This is a genomic window from Lysobacter sp. F6437, from assembly GCF_052547215.1.
Window position 1 is genome coordinate 77,567 of record NZ_JBQWRB010000004.1, and the last position, 15,883, is coordinate 93,449.

At 67.9% G+C, this 15,883-nt stretch carries 19 protein-coding genes; 14 read left to right on the forward strand and 5 right to left on the reverse strand.

The features are described 5' to 3' along the window. The first annotated feature begins 58 nt into the window (after nucleotides 1-58). The 4 genes from ACT9F5_RS11980 to ACT9F5_RS11995 are packed head-to-tail and all read left to right on the forward strand — an operon-like array spanning nucleotide 59 to nucleotide 3,769. Nucleotides 59-748: a TetR family transcriptional regulator gene (locus tag ACT9F5_RS11980; protein ID WP_445120190.1), complete on the forward strand. Its 690-nt coding sequence runs from the start codon at nucleotides 59-61 to the stop codon at nucleotides 746-748. Further along, on the forward strand, nucleotides 748-1,710 hold the full coding sequence (locus ACT9F5_RS11985) for an HlyD family efflux transporter periplasmic adaptor subunit (protein WP_445120191.1): 963 nt from the start codon (nucleotides 748-750) through the stop codon (nucleotides 1,708-1,710). The genes ACT9F5_RS11980 and ACT9F5_RS11985 overlap by 1 nt, the downstream gene beginning before the upstream one ends. A 20-nt stretch (nucleotides 1,711-1,730) precedes the next feature. Then, complete coding sequence (locus tag ACT9F5_RS11990; protein ID WP_445120401.1) at nucleotides 1,731-2,669, forward strand: ATP-binding cassette domain-containing protein; 939 nt, start codon at nucleotides 1,731-1,733, stop codon at nucleotides 2,667-2,669. Beyond that, nucleotides 2,666-3,769, forward strand: coding sequence for an ABC transporter permease (locus ACT9F5_RS11995; RefSeq protein WP_445120192.1), 1,104 nt, complete (start codon nucleotides 2,666-2,668; stop codon nucleotides 3,767-3,769). Before ACT9F5_RS11990 ends, ACT9F5_RS11995 begins: the two co-directional genes overlap by 4 nt. 125 nt (nucleotides 3,770-3,894) lie before the next feature. Here the strand turns inward: ACT9F5_RS11995 and miaB are convergent, their stop codons facing one another. Continuing rightward, nucleotides 3,895-5,250 (reverse strand): tRNA (N6-isopentenyl adenosine(37)-C2)-methylthiotransferase MiaB, encoded by a 1,356-nt coding sequence (gene miaB, locus ACT9F5_RS12000; protein ID WP_445120193.1) that lies wholly within the window; start codon nucleotides 5,248-5,250, stop codon nucleotides 3,895-3,897. 170 nt (nucleotides 5,251-5,420) lie between these two features. On the opposite strand from miaB, the gene ACT9F5_RS12005 reads away from it, so the two are divergent. The 6 genes from ACT9F5_RS12005 (at nucleotide 5,421) to ACT9F5_RS12030 (ending at nucleotide 10,561) form a co-directional block, all read left to right on the forward strand. Then, the gene (locus tag ACT9F5_RS12005) at nucleotides 5,421-6,341 is read left to right on the forward strand and encodes a transglycosylase SLT domain-containing protein (RefSeq protein ID WP_445120194.1); all 921 of its coding nucleotides are present in this window, start codon (nucleotides 5,421-5,423) and stop codon (nucleotides 6,339-6,341) included. 169 nt (nucleotides 6,342-6,510) lie between these two features. After that, nucleotides 6,511-7,182, forward strand: a complete 672-nt coding sequence (gene petA / locus ACT9F5_RS12010; RefSeq protein WP_445120195.1) for a ubiquinol-cytochrome c reductase iron-sulfur subunit — start codon at nucleotides 6,511-6,513, stop codon at nucleotides 7,180-7,182. Between the two features lie 3 nt (nucleotides 7,183-7,185). Next, nucleotides 7,186-8,445 carry a cytochrome b N-terminal domain-containing protein gene (locus tag ACT9F5_RS12015; protein ID WP_445120196.1) on the forward strand — a complete coding sequence of 420 codons (1,260 nt, stop codon included), beginning with the start codon at nucleotides 7,186-7,188 and terminating at the stop codon, nucleotides 8,443-8,445. A 40-nt stretch (nucleotides 8,446-8,485) separates the two neighbouring features. Continuing rightward, nucleotides 8,486-9,220 carry a cytochrome c1 gene (locus ACT9F5_RS12020; RefSeq protein WP_445120402.1) on the forward strand — a complete coding sequence of 245 codons (735 nt, stop codon included), beginning with the start codon at nucleotides 8,486-8,488 and terminating at the stop codon, nucleotides 9,218-9,220. Between the two features lie 97 nt (nucleotides 9,221-9,317). Next, a complete protein-coding gene (locus ACT9F5_RS12025; RefSeq protein WP_445120403.1) occupies nucleotides 9,318-9,953 on the forward strand; it encodes a glutathione S-transferase N-terminal domain-containing protein in 636 nt (211 codons plus the stop codon). An 83-nt stretch (nucleotides 9,954-10,036) separates the two neighbouring features. Continuing rightward, nucleotides 10,037-10,561, forward strand: a complete 525-nt coding sequence (locus tag ACT9F5_RS12030; protein WP_445120197.1) for a ClpXP protease specificity-enhancing factor — start codon at nucleotides 10,037-10,039, stop codon at nucleotides 10,559-10,561. On the opposite strand, the gene ACT9F5_RS12035 is transcribed toward ACT9F5_RS12030, so the two are convergent. Beyond that, the gene (locus tag ACT9F5_RS12035) at nucleotides 10,554-10,874 is read right to left on the reverse strand and encodes a DUF3301 domain-containing protein (RefSeq protein WP_445120198.1); all 321 of its coding nucleotides are present in this window, start codon (nucleotides 10,872-10,874) and stop codon (nucleotides 10,554-10,556) included. The two genes, ACT9F5_RS12030 and ACT9F5_RS12035, sit on opposite strands and share 8 nt — an antisense overlap. Nucleotides 10,875-10,945: 71 nt before the next feature. Here ACT9F5_RS12035 and ACT9F5_RS12040 point away from each other — a divergent pair, with 71 nt between their 5' ends. Next, nucleotides 10,946-11,797: an FHA domain-containing protein gene (locus tag ACT9F5_RS12040; RefSeq protein WP_445120199.1), complete on the forward strand. Its 852-nt coding sequence runs from the start codon at nucleotides 10,946-10,948 to the stop codon at nucleotides 11,795-11,797. Between the two features lie 16 nt (nucleotides 11,798-11,813). Here ACT9F5_RS12040 and nadC read toward each other — a convergent pair whose 3' ends face one another. Together nadC and ACT9F5_RS12050 are read right to left on the reverse strand one after the other, a co-directional pair. Further along, the gene (gene nadC, locus ACT9F5_RS12045; RefSeq protein WP_445120200.1) at nucleotides 11,814-12,680 is read right to left on the reverse strand and encodes a carboxylating nicotinate-nucleotide diphosphorylase; all 867 of its coding nucleotides are present in this window, start codon (nucleotides 12,678-12,680) and stop codon (nucleotides 11,814-11,816) included. Then, nucleotides 12,677-12,946: a Trm112 family protein gene (locus ACT9F5_RS12050; RefSeq protein ID WP_445120201.1), complete on the reverse strand. Its 270-nt coding sequence runs from the start codon at nucleotides 12,944-12,946 to the stop codon at nucleotides 12,677-12,679. Before ACT9F5_RS12050 ends, nadC begins: the two co-directional genes overlap by 4 nt. Before the next feature lie 78 nt (nucleotides 12,947-13,024). On the opposite strand from ACT9F5_RS12050, the gene purE reads away from it, so the two are divergent. Then, nucleotides 13,025-13,528, forward strand: coding sequence for a 5-(carboxyamino)imidazole ribonucleotide mutase (purE, locus tag ACT9F5_RS12055; protein WP_445120202.1), 504 nt, complete (start codon nucleotides 13,025-13,027; stop codon nucleotides 13,526-13,528). A 10-nt stretch (nucleotides 13,529-13,538) separates the two neighbouring features. Continuing rightward, nucleotides 13,539-14,687, forward strand: coding sequence for a 5-(carboxyamino)imidazole ribonucleotide synthase (locus ACT9F5_RS12060; protein ID WP_445120203.1), 1,149 nt, complete (start codon nucleotides 13,539-13,541; stop codon nucleotides 14,685-14,687). 174 nt (nucleotides 14,688-14,861) lie between these two features. On the opposite strand, the gene ACT9F5_RS12065 is transcribed toward ACT9F5_RS12060, so the two are convergent. Beyond that, nucleotides 14,862-15,440: a Fe-Mn family superoxide dismutase gene (locus ACT9F5_RS12065; RefSeq protein WP_445120204.1), complete on the reverse strand. Its 579-nt coding sequence runs from the start codon at nucleotides 15,438-15,440 to the stop codon at nucleotides 14,862-14,864. A gap of 114 nt (nucleotides 15,441-15,554) precedes the next feature. Between ACT9F5_RS12065 and grxD the strand changes: the two genes are divergently transcribed. Further along, entirely contained in the window at nucleotides 15,555-15,875 is a 321-nt protein-coding gene (grxD, locus tag ACT9F5_RS12070; RefSeq protein ID WP_445120205.1) for a Grx4 family monothiol glutaredoxin, read from the forward strand. Nucleotides 15,876-15,883 lie beyond the last annotated feature (8 nt).

A 15,883-nucleotide genomic window follows, 5' to 3' on the forward strand; every position in this document is an offset into this window, starting at 1 on the left:
CGGACACGCCTTGACATCAGGGTTGTATTTTAATTAATCAACAAATTAATATTGACGCATGAGCCGTTCAGCCAAGCCCGCCGCTGCAGCCTCCGGCAAGGCGCGTACCGCCAAGGCGCGTGTGCGAGCACCCGGCCGACCCGCGGCGGCCGAAGAGGACCTGCGCGAACGCCTGCTCGATGCCGCGCTCGCCTGCTTCTCCCGCCACGGCATCGCAGCCACGCCGTTGCGTACGATCGCGACCGAAGCCGGCGTCAACCCGGCGTTGTTGCACTACTATTTCGGCGACCGCGCCCGGTTGCAGCAGGCCGTGATCGATGAACGCGTGCTGCCGGTGTTCACGCAACTGCGGGAACCGCTGCTGGCGCATGGCGATGACACGGCTGGCCTGGTCGCCGGCTTTGTCCTGGGCATCGGCCGCATTGTCGGCGAGCATCCGTGGCTGCCTTCGCTGTGGGTGCGCGAGGTGCTATGCGAAGGCGGCGCGTTGCGCGACCTGCTGGTGACCCGGCTCGCGCCGCAATTGCCCCGGATGATGGTCGGCAAGTTCGCGGATGCACAGGCGCAGGGCCGGCTCAATCCCGACCTCGACCCGCGCCTGCTGATGGTGTCGCTGATTGGCCTGACCCTGTTCCCGGCAGCCGGCGCACCGATCTGGCGCCGCATGTTCGATGCCGACGATCTCGATTACGAAGCGTTGCGGCGACACACGCTGGTGTTGCTCGATCGTGGGCTGGAGTGCGGCTGATGAGGATGGGATCGTTGCGACATCGGTTGTGCGTCCTGCTCGTCGCCAGCCTCTGCGCGTGCGCTGCGGACGCACCGCAGGCACTGGGCACGCTGGAGTACGAGCGCATCGCACTGCCGGCACCGGCGGCCGAGCGCATCGTTGCGATCGAAGTGCGCGAAGGCGAGCGCGTCGAGGCCGGGCAGTTGCTGTTGCGGCTGGACGACGACGGTGTCGGCGCGAGCACCCGCGCGCTGCAGGCGCAGGCCGAGGGACGGCGGAGCGCGCTGGAAGAACTGGAGGCCGGCCCGCGCGAGGAGGCCATCGCCCAGGCGCGCGCACGACTGGCGGCGGTGCAGGCGCAGGCGCGCGAAGCCAGTGCCTATTACGCGCGCCTGCGGCCTTTGGGCGAACGCCAGCTGGTGGCCGCCGCCGATGTCGACCGCGCCCGCGCCGTGGCCGCCGACGCCGGCGCGCAGGTCCGCGCCGCGCAGGCCGCGCTGGATGAGCTCGAGCATGGCACCCGGGCCGAGCAGGTCGAGCAGGGTGAGGCGGCATTGCGCGCGGCGCAGGCGCAGGCGGCAGCGCAGGAAGCCGTGCTGGACAAGCTCGAAGTAGTCGCACCGCGCGCCGGTCGCGTCGACGCGCTGCCGTATGAACTGGGCGACCAGGCGCCGGTCGGCGCGCCATTGGCAATCCTGCTGGTCGGCGACGCACCGCATGCCCGAGTCTACGTGCCGGAGCCGATCCGCGCCCGCGTCGAGGTCGGCGATGCGGTGCGGGTGCTCATCGACGGTCGCGGGCAACCGCTGGAGGGCCGCGTCCGCATGATCCGCGGCGAGCCCAGCTTCACCCCGTACTACGCGCTGATCGGCGAGGACGCCGCGCGCCTGAGTTACCTCGCCGAGATCGAACTGACCGGCCAGGACGCCCGCGGATTGCCGGCGGGCCTGCCGGTGCGGGTCGAGTTCGACGCGCCCTGATGGACACGGCCGCGCCCGTGATCCAGGCCCGTGGGTTGACCAAGCGCTTCGGAGACCTGGTCGCGGTCGACGATGTCGACCTGACCGTGCCCAAGGCCTGCGTCTACGGCTTCCTGGGTCCCAACGGATCCGGCAAGTCGACCACCATCCGCATGCTCTGCGGGCTGTTGACACCGACGGCAGGCGACATCGAGGTGCTGGGATTGAAGGTGCCCGAGCAGGCCGAGCAGGTGCGTCGCCGGATCGGCTACATGACCCAGAAGTTCTCGCTGTTCGCCGACCTCAGCGTGCGCGAGAACCTCGAATTCCTCGCGGCCGTGCAGGGCGTGCCGAAGGCGAAGACCGCCGCACGCATCGACGAGCTGATCGGGCAGTACCAGTTCGGCGATCGCCAGAAGCAACTGGCCGGCACCATGAGCGGCGGCCAGAAACAGCGTCTCGCGCTCGCCGGCGCGGTGGTCCACGGGCCCGAGTTGCTGTTCCTCGATGAACCCACCAGCGCGGTCGACCCGGAGTCGCGCCGCGATTTCTGGGAGAAGCTCTTCGAGCTGGCCGACGCCGGCACCACGCTGCTGGTCTCGACCCACTACATGGACGAGGCCGAACGCTGCCACCGGCTGCTGATCCTCGACCAGGGCGCGCGGGTCGCCGACGGCACGCCCGATGAACTCACCGGCGAGTTGCAGGGCCGCACGGTCGAGGTCCGCGCCGTGCGGCCGCGCCAGGCCCATGCGGCGCTGGTCGACGTGCCGGAGATCCTCAGCGTCGCCCAGATCGGCAACAGCCTGCGGGTGCTGGCCACGCGCGACGGTGACATCGAACACCGCGTGCGCGACGCCCTGGCCGGTGCGAAGCTGGAAGCGGAGGTGGCCGCGGTGCCGCCAAACCTCGAGGACGTGTTCGTCGCCGCCACCCGCGGCAACGGAAAACCGGTTGCGTCGTCGGAGCGCGCCGCGTGAACTGGCGCCGGCTCTGGGCGATCGTGTTGAAGGAAATGCGGCAGATGCGCCGCGACCGCATCACCCTGGCGATGATCATCGGCATCCCGGTGATGCAACTGGTGCTGTTCGGCTACGCGATCAACCTCAACCTGCGCGGCCTCGACGCCGCGATCGCCGACCAGGCCGGTACCGCCGGCTCGCGCGCGCTGGTGATGGACATGCTGGCGACCGGGGTGATCGAACCGGTCGCCGAGGCGCGCACGCCACGACAGTTGATGGAAATGCTTCGCCGAGGCGAGATCAGTGTCGGCGTGGTGATCCCCGCCGATTTCGAGCGGCGCCGGATCGATGGTCGCGAAGCGGTGCAGGTGCTGGTCGATGGCAGCGACACGGTGGTGCAGGCCGCGGCGATCCAGTTGGCGCAGATGCCGATCGGGGGAGCGTCCGCCAACCCGCCATCAACCGGCCCGGCTGCCCGGGCACCCATCAACGTGGTCAGCTTCTACAACCCCGAGCGCCGGTCCGCGGTCAACATCGTGCCCGGCCTGATCGGGGTGATCCTGACCATGACGATGGTGTTGTTCACCGGCGTCGCCATCGTGCGCGAGCGCGAGCGCGGCAACATGGAACTGCTGATCGCGACCCCGCTGAGCCGCAGCGAACTGATGGTCGGCAAGGTGCTGCCGTACGCGGTGATCGGCCTGGTCCAGACCACCGTGGTGCTGGCGCTGGGCATGTGGCTGTTCCGGGTGCCGGTGCATGGCAGCCTGCTCGACGTCTACCTCGCCTCGGTGCTGTTGATCCTCGCCAACCTGACCCTCGGCCTGCTGATCTCGACCCGGGCGCAGACGCAGTTCCAGGCGATGCAGATGACCTTCTTCGTGTTCCTGCCATCGATCCTGCTGTCGGGCTTCATGTTCCCGTTCGCCGGCATGCCGACGGTGGTGCAGTGGCTGTCCGAGGTGCTGCCGTTGACGCATTTCCTGCGCCTGATCCGCGGCGTGATGCTGCGCGGGGCGAGCCTTTGGGAACTGTGGCCGGACGTGCTGGCGCTGGTGGGCTTCACCGCGGTGATGATGACCTTGGCGATCTCGCGGTTCCGCAAGCGACTGGATTGAAGAGCTTCGCCGACCGCGGTAAACACACGGGTAACGGGCTTTTGTAGGAGCGGCTTTAGCCGCGATCCGGAATCGTTCGAACGCACCGACTTCCGATCGCGGCTAAAGCCGCTCCTACCACAGCATCAGGCGTCGACTTCCACCACCCGCCCACGCAGCGAGTTGCTCATCGCCTCGGTGATCACCACGTCGACGAACTGCCCGATCAACCGCGGATGCCCGGCGAAGTTCACCGAGCGCATGTTCTCGGTCTTGCCGGTCAGTTCATTGGCGTCGCGCTTCGACGGCCGCTCCACCAGCACCCGCTGCACGCTGCCGACCATCGCCGCGCTGATCCGGGCGGCGTTGTCGTTGATCGCCGCCTGCAGCCGCGACAGCCGCGCGTGCTTGTCGGTGTCGCTGGTGGCATCCTCCAGGTCCGCGGCCGGCGTGCCCGGGCGGCGCGAGTAGATGAACGAGAACGACTGGTCGAAACCCACGTCCTCGATCAATTTCATGGTCTTCTCGAAATCCGCGTCGCTCTCGCCGGGGAACCCGACGATGAAGTCCGACGAGATCGAGATATCCGGCCGCACCGCGCGCAGCTTGCGGATCTTCTGCTTGAACTCCAGCGCGGTGTAGCCGCGCTTCATCGCGCTGAGCACGCGGTCGGAGCCGGACTGCACCGGCAGGTGCAGGTAATCGGCCAGTTGCGGCACGTCGCGGTAGGCCTCCACCAGCGAGTCGGAGAACTCCAGCGGGTGCGAGGTGGTGAAGCGGATGCGGTCGATGCCGTCGATCTCGGCGATGGTGCGGATCAGCAGGCCGAGGTCGGCGACGTCCGACTCGCCAAAGGGCCCGCGGTAGGCGTTGACGTTCTGCCCCAGCAGGTTGACCTCGCGCACGCCCTGCGCCGCCAGTTGCGCGACCTCGACCAGTACGTCCTCGAACGGCCGACTGACTTCCTCGCCGCGGGTATAGGGCACCACGCAGAACGAGCAGTACTTGCTGCAGCCCTCCATGATCGAGACGAAAGCGCTCGGCCCCTCGGCGCGCGGCTCGGGCAGGCGGTCGAACTTCTCGATCTCGGGGAAGCTGATGTCGACCTGCGGCCGGCCGCTCTCGCGGCGCTCGCGGATCAGCTCCGGCAGCCGGTGCAGGGTCTGCGGACCAAATACCAGGTCGACGTAGGGCGCGCGCTTGACGATCGCCGAGCCCTCCTGGCTGGCAACGCAGCCGCCGACGCCGATCAGCACCGGCCGGTCGCCATTCTTCAGCGACTTCCAGCGTCCCAGCTGGCTGAACACCTTCTCCTGCGCTTTTTCGCGGATCGAGCAGGTATTGACCAGGATAACGTCGGCTTCTTCGGCGGTCGTGGTCAGTTCCAACCCGTCACTGGCGGCCAGCACGTCGGCCATCTTGGCCGAGTCATACTCGTTCATCTGGCAGCCGTGGGTCTGGATGAACAGTTTTCCGCGGGGCGGGGCAAGGGTGTCGTTCATGGTCGGTTCCGGGAGGAGCGGCGGTTAATCCGCGCCGGAGAGGGGCAGGCGCGCCCGAAGAGGGCAGGAGCGGGTTAGTCTAGCGGCTGCCGCGGCCGTGACGGGGCCTGGGTCGCGTTTCTGGAATCAATGACTTGGCATTGCCGGCACGAAAGGGGAGACTCGCGCACATGAGGGGGGGCATCGCGTTATTCGCAGTTGCATGCCTGCTGGTCGCCACGCCCGTGGTGGCCGGCACCGTGTACCGCTGCGACAGTCCCGACGGTGTGCGCAGCTACGTCAGCAAGCGCGTCCCGGGTGCCAAGTGCAGCGCGATCAGCAGCTATACCGCCAGCAGGTCGTCCGGCGTCGCAAGGGTCAGCGCGCCGAGCACGCCCAGCGTGCCGGATGCATCGGTCGGCAGTGCGACCCCGGCCAACGCCACCGAAGGTTCGCCGGCCGCGGTCAGCGGCGGGCCGTCCACCACCCTTACGAATGCCGCCCCGGTCAGCGCGGTCAAGCCGGGAACCGCGGGTTCGCGACGGGTCCAGGGCCAAGTCTATTCCTACATCAAGGACGGCGTCCGCCACTACACCAGCGAACGGCCGAGGGGCGTCGCCCGCGCCAGCGCGGTCCGGACGATCAAGTACAGCTTCCTCGAGACCTGCTACGCCTGCGCCGCCAAGCCCGGCGTCAATTTCGGCAACGTCCGCCTCAACACCGACGCCTACCGCGACGAGATCGCCGCCGCTGCCGCGAAGTACGGCGTCGAGGAGGCCATCGTGCGGGCGATCATCCATGCCGAATCCGCCTTCAATCCCAATGCCCTGTCCCGGGTCGGCGCGCAGGGGCTGATGCAGCTGATGCCGGCGACCGCCCGCCGGTTCGGGGTCAGCAACGCCTTCGACGCGGGCCAGAACATCCAGGGCGGGGTCGAGTACCTCGCCTGGCTGCTGAAGCGCTTCGACGGCAACCTGACCTTCGCCGCGGCCGGCTACAACGCCGGCGAGGGCAACGTGGACAAGTACAACGGCGTGCCGCCCTTCAGCGAGACCCAGCGCTACGTGCAGCGCGTGGGCGTTCTGGCGGAGCGCTATCGGGCGGCGAAGTAGCTGCCCCGGGTGCCGTGGGGTGGGCCCTGCGCTGCCGGCGGAGGAACGGCCGGATTGTCGGGTCGTTAACCGTTCCGTTACACTTCCCCGTCTTTGAGCCGCCAGCCGACGCCAGTGGCGCCGGTCGGTGCGGTGAAACTTTGATATTCAAGCTTTAGCGGAGCGCCGGATGGCAAACCAAGGGGTCAACGATCCTCATCACGAGGCTGCCAGGGAGTCTGGTGGCGAGCCCGTCAACCACGGCCGCCGCCGCTTCCTGACCGCGACCACCGCCGTGGTCGGCGCGATCGGTGCCGGCTTCGTGGCGGTGCCCTTCATCAAGTCGTGGAACCCGAGCGAGCGCGCCAAGCTGGCCGGCGCGCCGGTGACCGCCGACATCAGTACGCTCGAAGCCGGCCAGCGCCTGATGCTGGAATGGCGCGGCCAGCCGATCTGGATCGTGCGCCGCACCGAGCAAGTGCTGCAGGCGCTGCCGACCCTGGATGACCGGCTGCGCGACCCGCTGTCGACCAACAAGGACCAGCAGCCCGAGTACGTGCTTGAAGGCAACCCGGAGTACCGCTCGATCAAGCCGGAGGTCTCGGTACTGGTCGGGCTGTGCACCCACCTGGGCTGCTCGCCGGAGATGAAGGCGGAAATCCGCCCCGAGCCGTTCGATCCGGACTGGAAGGGCGGTTACTTCTGCCCGTGCCACAAGTCCAAGTTCGACATGTCCGGCCGCGTGTTCCAGGGCGTGCCCGCACCCATCAACCTGCTGGTGCCGCCGCACCACTATGAGAACGACACGACCATCGTGGTCGGCGTCGATCCCTCGCAGTCGAACAGCCAGGGAGCCGCGTAAGTCATGGCGAACATCTTCACCCGCACCGCCAACGGTGCGATGGACTGGGTCAACGAGCGTGCGCCGGCATTGATGCCGATGTACCGCAAGCACATGACCGAGTACTACGCGCCGAAGAATTTCAACATCTGGTACGTGTTCGGCGTGTTGTCGCTGGTGGCGCTGGTCAACCAGATCTTCACCGGCATCTTCCTGACGATGCACTTCAAGCCGAGCGCGGCGGAAGCCTTCGCGTCGGTCGAGTACATCATGCGCGACGTGGAGTGGGGCTGGCTGATCCGCTACATGCACTCCACCGGCGCATCGCTGTTCTTCATCGTGATCTACCTGCACATGTTCCGCGGCCTGCTGTACGGCTCGTACAAGAAGCCGCGCGAGCTGGTCTGGATCCTCGGCATGGTGATCTACCTGGTGCTGATGGCCGAGGCCTTCATGGGCTACGTGCTGCCCTGGGGCCAGATGTCGTTCTGGGGCGCCAAGGTGATCATCTCGCTGTTCGGCGCAATCCCGGTGATCGGCAACGGGCTGACCGAGTGGATCATGGGTGATTACCTGCCCGGCGACGCCACCCTCAACCGCTTCTTCGCGCTGCACGTGATCGCGCTGCCACTGGTGCTGCTGCTGATGGTCGTGCTGCACCTGGGTGCGCTGCACGAGGTCGGCTCCAACAACCCGGAAGGCGTCGAGATCAAGAAGGGGCCGAAGGGCAACCGCTGGTCGCCGCTGGCACCGGCCGATGGCATCCCGTTCCATCCGTACTATACGGTCAAGGACCTGGTCTTCGTCGGCTTCTTCCTGATGTTCGCCGCGTTCATCATCTTCTTCGCCCCGGCGTTCGGCGGCTGGTTCCTCGAGCACGACAACTTCGTCGAGGCCAACCGACTGGTCACTCCGGAGCACATCAAGCCGGTCTGGTACTACACCCCGTTCTACGCGATGTTGCGGGTCATCCCCGACAAGCTGGGCGGCGTGATGGTGATGTTCGGCGCGATCGCGATCCTGTTCGCGGTGCCATGGCTTGATCGCAGCAAGGTCAATTCGGTGCGCCACCGCGGCTGGATTTCCAAGGTGATGCTCGCGATCCTGGCCATCTCGTTCGTCTGGCTCGGCAAGATCGGTGCCGGCCCGGGTACCGACCCGGTCGAGACCATCATCGGGCGTGTCCTGACCTTCCTTTACTTCGCCTTCTTCATCACGATGCCGCTGTGGACCAAGATCGACAAGACCAAGCCGGTGCCGGAACGGGTGACGACGCATGACTAAGTTGAACCTCTCCGGATCCAGGCCCGCCACGCGTTCGCGGATGTTCATCCGGCTCGCCACCTTCGCCGCCGGCCTGCTGGTCTCGGCCAGCGCGTTCGCCGCCACCGAGGGCGGCCTGCAGCACGCGGGCGTCGACCTCGGCGACCAGGGCTCGCTGCAGCGCGGCGCCAAGCTGTACATGAACTACTGCTCCGGCTGCCACTCGCTCAAGTACCTGCGTTACTCGCGCATCGCCGAGGACCTGGGCCTGACCGAGGACGAGGTGATGGAGAACCTCAACTTCACCGGCGCCAAGTTCGGCGAGCAGGTCCAGGTCGCGATGCCCGAGGCGCACGCCACCGAGTGGTTCGGCAAGATGCCGCCGGACCTGAGCCTGATCGCGCGTTCGCGCGGCAGCGACTGGGTCTACACCTACCTGAAGTCGTTCTACCTCGACGAGTCGCGGCCGCTGGGCTGGAACAACAAGTTGTTCCCCAACGCCTCGATGCCCAACCCCTTGTGGCAGCTGCAGGGCATGCAGCATGCCGTCTACGGCGAGCCCGACGCGGCCACCGGCGACCCCGTCGTGGTCGGCCTGGAAGTGACGCAGCCCGGTTCGCTGGACCCGCAGGCGTTCGACCAGTCCGTCCGCGACATCACCACATTCCTCGAGTACGCCGGTGAACCGGCCGCCCTCAAGCGCCAGAGCATGGGCGTGTGGGTGGTCCTGTTCCTCGCCCTGCTCACGTTCCTGCTCTACCTGGTGAAGACCGAGTACTGGCGCGACGTGAAGTAGTTGCCCGCGGGCGACCGACTCGAGGCCGTGACGACCGCCCGCACTGGGTGGGCGGCGTCGTGCGACCGGCGGAATCCGGGCGCTGGAGAGGTCGATGATGGCGGCGAGCCCACGTATGCGTAATGCCCTTACCCTGTTTTCCTCGAACGACTGCGTGCTGTGCCACCGGGTGCGGCTGGTGCTCGCGGCCAAGGGTGTTACCTACGACCTGATCCCGGTCGACCCGCAGAACCCGCCGGAAGACCTGGTCGACCTCAACCCGTACCACTCGGTGCCGACCCTGGTCGAGCGCGACCTGGTTCTGTACGCGGCCAGCGTGGTCAGCGAGTACCTCGACGAGCGCTACCCGCATCCGCCGCTGATGCCGGTCGACCCGCTGTCGCGCGCGCGCCTGCGGCTGGCGATGCTGCGGCTGGAGCACGACTGGGTGCCGCAGGTGCAGGCGATCCAGCTTGGCAACAAGTCGCAGGCCGACGCCGGCCGAAAGCGCCTGAAGGAACTGCTGACCGCCTCGGTACCGTTGTTCAAGGCGTTCAAGTTCTTCCTCAACCCCGAGATGAGCCTGGCCGATTGCGCGATGGCCCCGATCATCTGGCGGCTGGATTCGCTGGGCGTGCCGTTACCGAAGGACGGCAAGTCGATCGAGGATTACGGCAACCGGATCTTCCGCAATCCGGGCTTCACCCGCAGCCTGACCGAGCAGGAGCGTCGCCTGCGCGACCTGCCGGGCTGAAGTTCCGCACACCCCGCGCCGCTCGCGCCGCCTGTTTGCGACAGGCCTCGCGTGCGGCGCTTTCATTTGCCTAGACTGCCCGCATGACCGACGCCCCGACCCCGATGACCAGCCACCGTCCGTACCTGTTGCGGGCGCTGTACGAGTGGATCGCCGACAACGGCATGACCCCGCACCTGCTGGTGGACGCCACCCGCGCCGACGTGCGGGTGCCGATGAGTGCGGTGAAGGATGGCCGGATCGTGCTCAATGTCGCCGAACGGGCGGTATCGGGACTGGCGATGGACAACGAACTGATCCGTTTCAGCGCGCGCTTTGGCGGTGTCAGCCAGGCGGTGTCGGTGCCGGTGGGCGCGGTGCTGGCGATCTACGCGCGCGAAACCGGGCAGGGCATGGCCTTGCCGGACGAGGCGGTTGGCGAGGGAGTCACGGCTGAAGCCGGCGACGAACCGGCGAGCGCACGGCCGACCCTAAGCGCGGTGCCGAGCGAGCCGGAGGGCGGGTCGGAGGATGCGAAGCCCGACGACAATGGTGGCGACGACGACCCGGGCGATGGCCCTGATCGTCCGGGGCCGCGTCGCGGGCCCCACCTGCGGGTCGTCAAATAGCGGATGTCGTCGCGGTCAACGGGCCGCTGAACGCCACCAGCCGGTCGCCGCGCAGCACCAGCCGACCCACCCTGCGGTCCTGGCCATCGCTGGAATAGTCGAAGCGGAACGTCCGCTCCCACCCGAGCCAGCCGTTGTCGTGGCGGCATATCCGCAGGCCGAGCGCGTGCACGCTTTCGTCCAGCAATTGCACGCCCGCCGCGCGGCATGCGTCGCGACCGACGATCTCGGCGCGTTCGGCCGCGGCCCGGCCCGCGCTCCAGAATGCGAACGCGGTCGCAGCGAGAATCATCACGATCAGTAAAGTCGGCATCGGTCTAATGTGGCGGCGCCCAGCGCCCCGCGCAAGGGCCGGACTTGCTTCTCAGGGGGGAGGGCAACGACATGAAACTGGTCTTTCCGGGTGGCGAGCACCCGCAGGTCCTGCTTGGGCAGGGCATCAACCGGGTCGGGTCCGACCCTCACGCCAATATCGTCATCGACCGTCCCGGCGTGCAGCCGCAACATTGCCAGCTGCACGTGACCGAGCAGATGGTGATGCTGTCGGCCGCGGCCGGCGTGGCCGTGAGCGTCAACGGGCGCATGGTCGACGGCGTCATGGCGCTGCGACCGGGCGACAGCGTCGCGTTCGACAAGGTGCAGGCGCACCTGGCTGCACTCGACCCCAAGGTGGCCGCGCGGCAACGCACGATGTCGAACGGATGGGCGCAGGGTGCGGCGAACGACGATCCGGGCGTCACCGCGGTTCGTGCGGTGTTGCCGAAGTTCGTGTTGCGCGGGATGTCCGGCAGCGTGTTCGGACGCACGTTCCCGTTGCTGGGACCGGTCTCGATCGGCCGGGTTGCCGACTGCGAGGTGCGCCTGCACGACGAGGGGTTGTCGCGTCGCCACGCCCGCCTGGTTCCGGTCGATGCGGGCGTCCAGGTCGAGGACCTGGGTTCGTCCAACGGTTGCTACATCAATGGCGAGCGGGTCCTGCGCGGCATCGCGCGGGCAGGCGACGAGATCGCGTTCGATGACGTGCGCTTCCGGCTGGCCACGCCCGCCGTGGCCGAGCCGAGGCAGGTCCATGCGGTGCCCGGCCACCGCCCGGTCCGCCGGTCTTCGTGGAACCGGTCGCCGCCGCTGAGCTGGGCTTCGTCGGTCGGGGTGATGCGTGCGGTGTCGCCGTGGGCATGGACCGGACTGGCCGCGGCCGGGCTGGTGATGCTGGTGGCGCAGGCGTTCCTGAGCTGAGACGACCGCCCCGGGCTCAACCCTTGTCGGGGGGCGAACCCAGCTTGAGCGACAGGTCGATTGCCTGGACATGCTTGGTCAACCCGCCGATCGAGATGCAATCGACGCCATCGGCGGCGATCGCGCGCAGGCCGGCGAGGTCGACGCCACCGGAAACTTCCAGCGGGACCGGACGGGGGTGGCTGGCGGTGATCGACACCGCCTCGCGTCGGGTCGCGGCGTCGAAGTCGTCGATCAGGATCCGGTCGCAACCGGTATCGAGGGCTTCGCGCAACTGGTCGAGGGTTTCCACCTCGACGATCAGCGGCAAGTCCGGCTGGGCGGCACGCGCGGCGTTGATCGCGGCGACCAGCGAACCGGCGGCGCGGACGTGGTTCTCCTTCAGCATCACCGCGTCGAACAGGCCCATCCGGTGATTGGTCCCGCCGCCAACGCGCACCGCGTACTTCTGCGCCTGGCGCAGGCCGGGGATGGTCTTGCGGGTGTCGAGGATCTTCGCCTTGCTGCCGCGCACGGCGTCGACGTGCGCGGCGGTGCGGGTCGCCGTCGCCGACAGCGTCTGCATGAAGTTCAAGGACGTGCGCTCGGCGCTGACCAGGGCGCGGGCGCGGCCCTGCAGCGTGGCCAGCACGGTGCCGGCGGCGACCCGGTCGCCCTCGTCGACGCGCCAGTCGATCCGTACGTCCGGATCGAGCGCGCGGTGGCAGGCATCGAACCACGGCCGGCCGCAGACGACCGCGTCTTCCTTGCACAAAAGGTAGGCGCTGTCGGCGATATCCGGTAGCAGCGCGGCGGTGACGTCGCCGTCGCCGATGTCCTCGGCGAGGGCCTGGGCGACATCCGCGGCGACGGCGTCGCGGGGCGCGGCGAAGTCGACGCTCATGCGGCCGGGAACCCGTCGATCTGGCCCGTGGCGATCGCCTCCTCGGCCAGCAGCACCGGGATGCCGTCATCGACCCGGTAGATGCGCTTGCGGTCGCGGGTGACCAGTGCTTCGCGCACCGGTTCGGCCTGCGAACTGTCGTCGGCGCGGACCACGCCGCCGGCCTCGATCGCCTGGTTCAGGGCCTGCAGCCCGCGGCTGTCGAGCAGGGCCAGCGACTGGCGGCTGGTGGGGCAGACGAGCAGGTCGAGCAGTTTGCGGTCCATGGGGCAGGGGCTCCTGTGCTGGCCGGTGAAGCGATGGCGTAAGGTCGGTAGAATACCGTTTTGCCGCAGGCTCGAACCATGACAGACACCGCGCAGGCGCCGCTCGTCGGCATCGTGATGGGCTCCCGCTCCGACTGGGAAACGATGCAGCATGCGGCGGCCAAGCTCGAAGTGCTCGGCGTCCCGCACGAGGTGCGGGTGGTCTCGGCGCACCGCACCCCCGACGTGCTGTTCGACTACGCCGCCAACGCGGCCGGCCGCGGCCTGCGCGCGATCATCGCCGGCGCCGGCGGTGCCGCCCACCTGCCCGGCATGCTGGCGGCCAAGACCGCGGTGCCGGTGCTCGGCGTGCCGGTGCAGTCGAAGGCGCTCAACGGCATGGATTCGCTGCTGTCGATCGTGCAGATGCCGGCCGGCATCCCGGTGGCGACATTCGCGATCGGCAACGCCGGCGCGGCCAACGCGGCGCTGTTCGCGGCGGCGATGCTGGCGCCGGAACACGCGGCAATAGCGACCGCCCTCGACCGCTTCCGTACCCGCCAGACCGAGGACGTCGCCGGCAACGACGACCCGCGCAAGTGAGCGACGCACGATGACGACGGTAGGCATCCTCGGCGGCGGCCAGCTCGCCCGCATGCTCGCGCTCGACGGCGCGCCGCTGGGCGTGCGCTTCCTGGTGATGGACGCGGCGGCTGATGCCTGCGCCGGCCAGTTCGCGCCGATGGTGGTGGGCGACTACACCAATGACGCCGCGCTGACCGAGTTCGCGTCGCGCGTCGATGTCGCCACCTTCGATTTCGAGAACGTGCCGTCGGAATCGGCCCAATGGCTGGTCGAGCGGGTCAAGGTGTATCCCAATCCCCGCGCCCTCGGCACCGCCCAGGACCGGTTGGCGGAGAAGACCCTGTTCCGCGACCTCTGCATCCCGGTACCGCCGTTCGCCACCGTCGACACGCGCGAGCAGCTCGATGCGGCGATTGCCGAAGTCGGTACGCCTTGCATCCTCAAGACCCGACGGCTCGGCTACGACGGCAAGGGCCAGTTCCGGATCAAGACCCCGGACGACGCCGATGCGGCGTGGACGGCGTTGGGTGCGCAGGCGTCGAGGGTCGGGTTGATCCTGGAAGGCTTCGTCGCGTTCGAACGCGAGTTGTCGGTGGTCGCCGTGCGTGGCCGCGACGGCGAGTTCCGCACCTGGCCGCTGACCGAGAACTGGCATGTCGATGGCGTGCTGTCGGCCAGCCTGGCTCCGGCCGTCGCCGACCCCGCGCTGGCGGAGACCGCGTTCGCCTACGCCCGGCAACTGGGCGAGGCGCTGGACTACGTCGGCGTGTTCGCACTGGAGCTGTTCTGCCGCGACGGCGAACTGCTCGCCAACGAACTGGCGCCGCGCGTGCACAACTCCGGCCACTGGACCATCGAGGGCGCCGAGACCAGCCAGTTCCAGAACCACCTGCGCGCCGTGCTGGGGCTGCCGCTGGGAGCCACCCGGATGGTTGGCCACGCATGCATGCTCAACTGGATCGGCGCGATGCCCGACGCCAATTCGGTACTGGCCGAACCAGGCGGGCATTGGCACGACTACGGCAAGGCGCCGCGTGAGGGTCGCAAGGTCGGGCATGCGACGTTGCGTGCGGAGTCGGTGGATGAGTTGGCCGCGACGCTGCAGCGGGTCGGCACCGCGCTTGGCCGCGAGGCGCAGGTGGCCCCGGTCATCGCCAGATTGCGGGGCAACCTGTAGGAGCGGCTTCAGCCGCGATGGGGAGTAGGTGCGCGCAGTCGGCATCCGATCGCGGCTGAAGCCGCTCCTACAAAAGCCCAGGGTTTCGTGGGTGCCGGTATCAGCAACGGGTCGGCATCAAAACAAAACGGCCGAGTCGCCCCGGCCGTTCGAATCACGTCACCGGATCCCCGGTCACTTCATGTTCGAAGCGACGAACTCCCAGTTGACCAGGTTCCAGAACGACTCCACGTACTTCGGCCGCGCGTTGCGGTAGTCGATGTAATACGCGTGCTCCCAGACGTCGCAGGTCAGCAGCGCGGTGTCATCGGTGGTCAGCGGGGTGTTGGCATTGGCGGTGCTCACCAGTGCCAGCGCGCCGTCGGGGCGCTGCACCAGCCAGCCCCAGCCAGAGCCGAAGGTCTTGATCGCGGTCTCGCTGAACTGTTCCTTGAACTTGGCGAAATCGCCGAACGCCTTGTTGATCGCCTCCAGCACCTTGCCGGTCGGCTCGCTGCCACCGTTGGGCGACAGGCAGTTCCAGTAGAACGTGTGGTTCCAGACCTGCGCGGCGTTGTTGAACATCCCACCCTGCGACTTGCGGATGATGTCCTCCAGCGGCATGTCGGCGAACTCGGTGCCCTCGATCATCTTGTTGAGGTTGTCGACGTAGGCCTTGTGGTGCTTGCCGTAGTGGTAGTCGAGCGTCTCGGCCGAGATGTGCGGCTCGAGTGCGGTCTTGTCGTAGGGCAGGGGAGGCAGTTCGATGGCCATTGGCGGGCTCCTTGATGAGGCTGGCTGGTGGAAGGCTTACAATCTCCATTCTATCCCCCAGCCATGTTGCGCGGCCGTCAAAGCCGGGCAACGCACCATTGCAGGAGTTGATCGATGTCCGTGCTCGAACGGATCCAGACCGAAGTCGAAAGTCATCCGGTCGTGTTGTTCATGAAGGGCACCGCGCAGTTCCCGATGTGCGGCTTTTCCAGTCGCGCGGTGCAGGCGCTGCAGGCGGCCGGCGCCACCGACCTGCACACGGTCAACGTGCTGGAAGATCCGGAAGTACGCGCCAACCTGCCGCGCTATTCCAACTGGCCGACCTTCCCGCAGTTGTTCATCCATGGCGAGTTGATCGGCGGCTGCGACATCACCATGGAGTTGTTCGAGTCGGGCGAACTGGCCCGGATGATCAGCGAAACCCAGAGCCAGTGAGCGCGGAC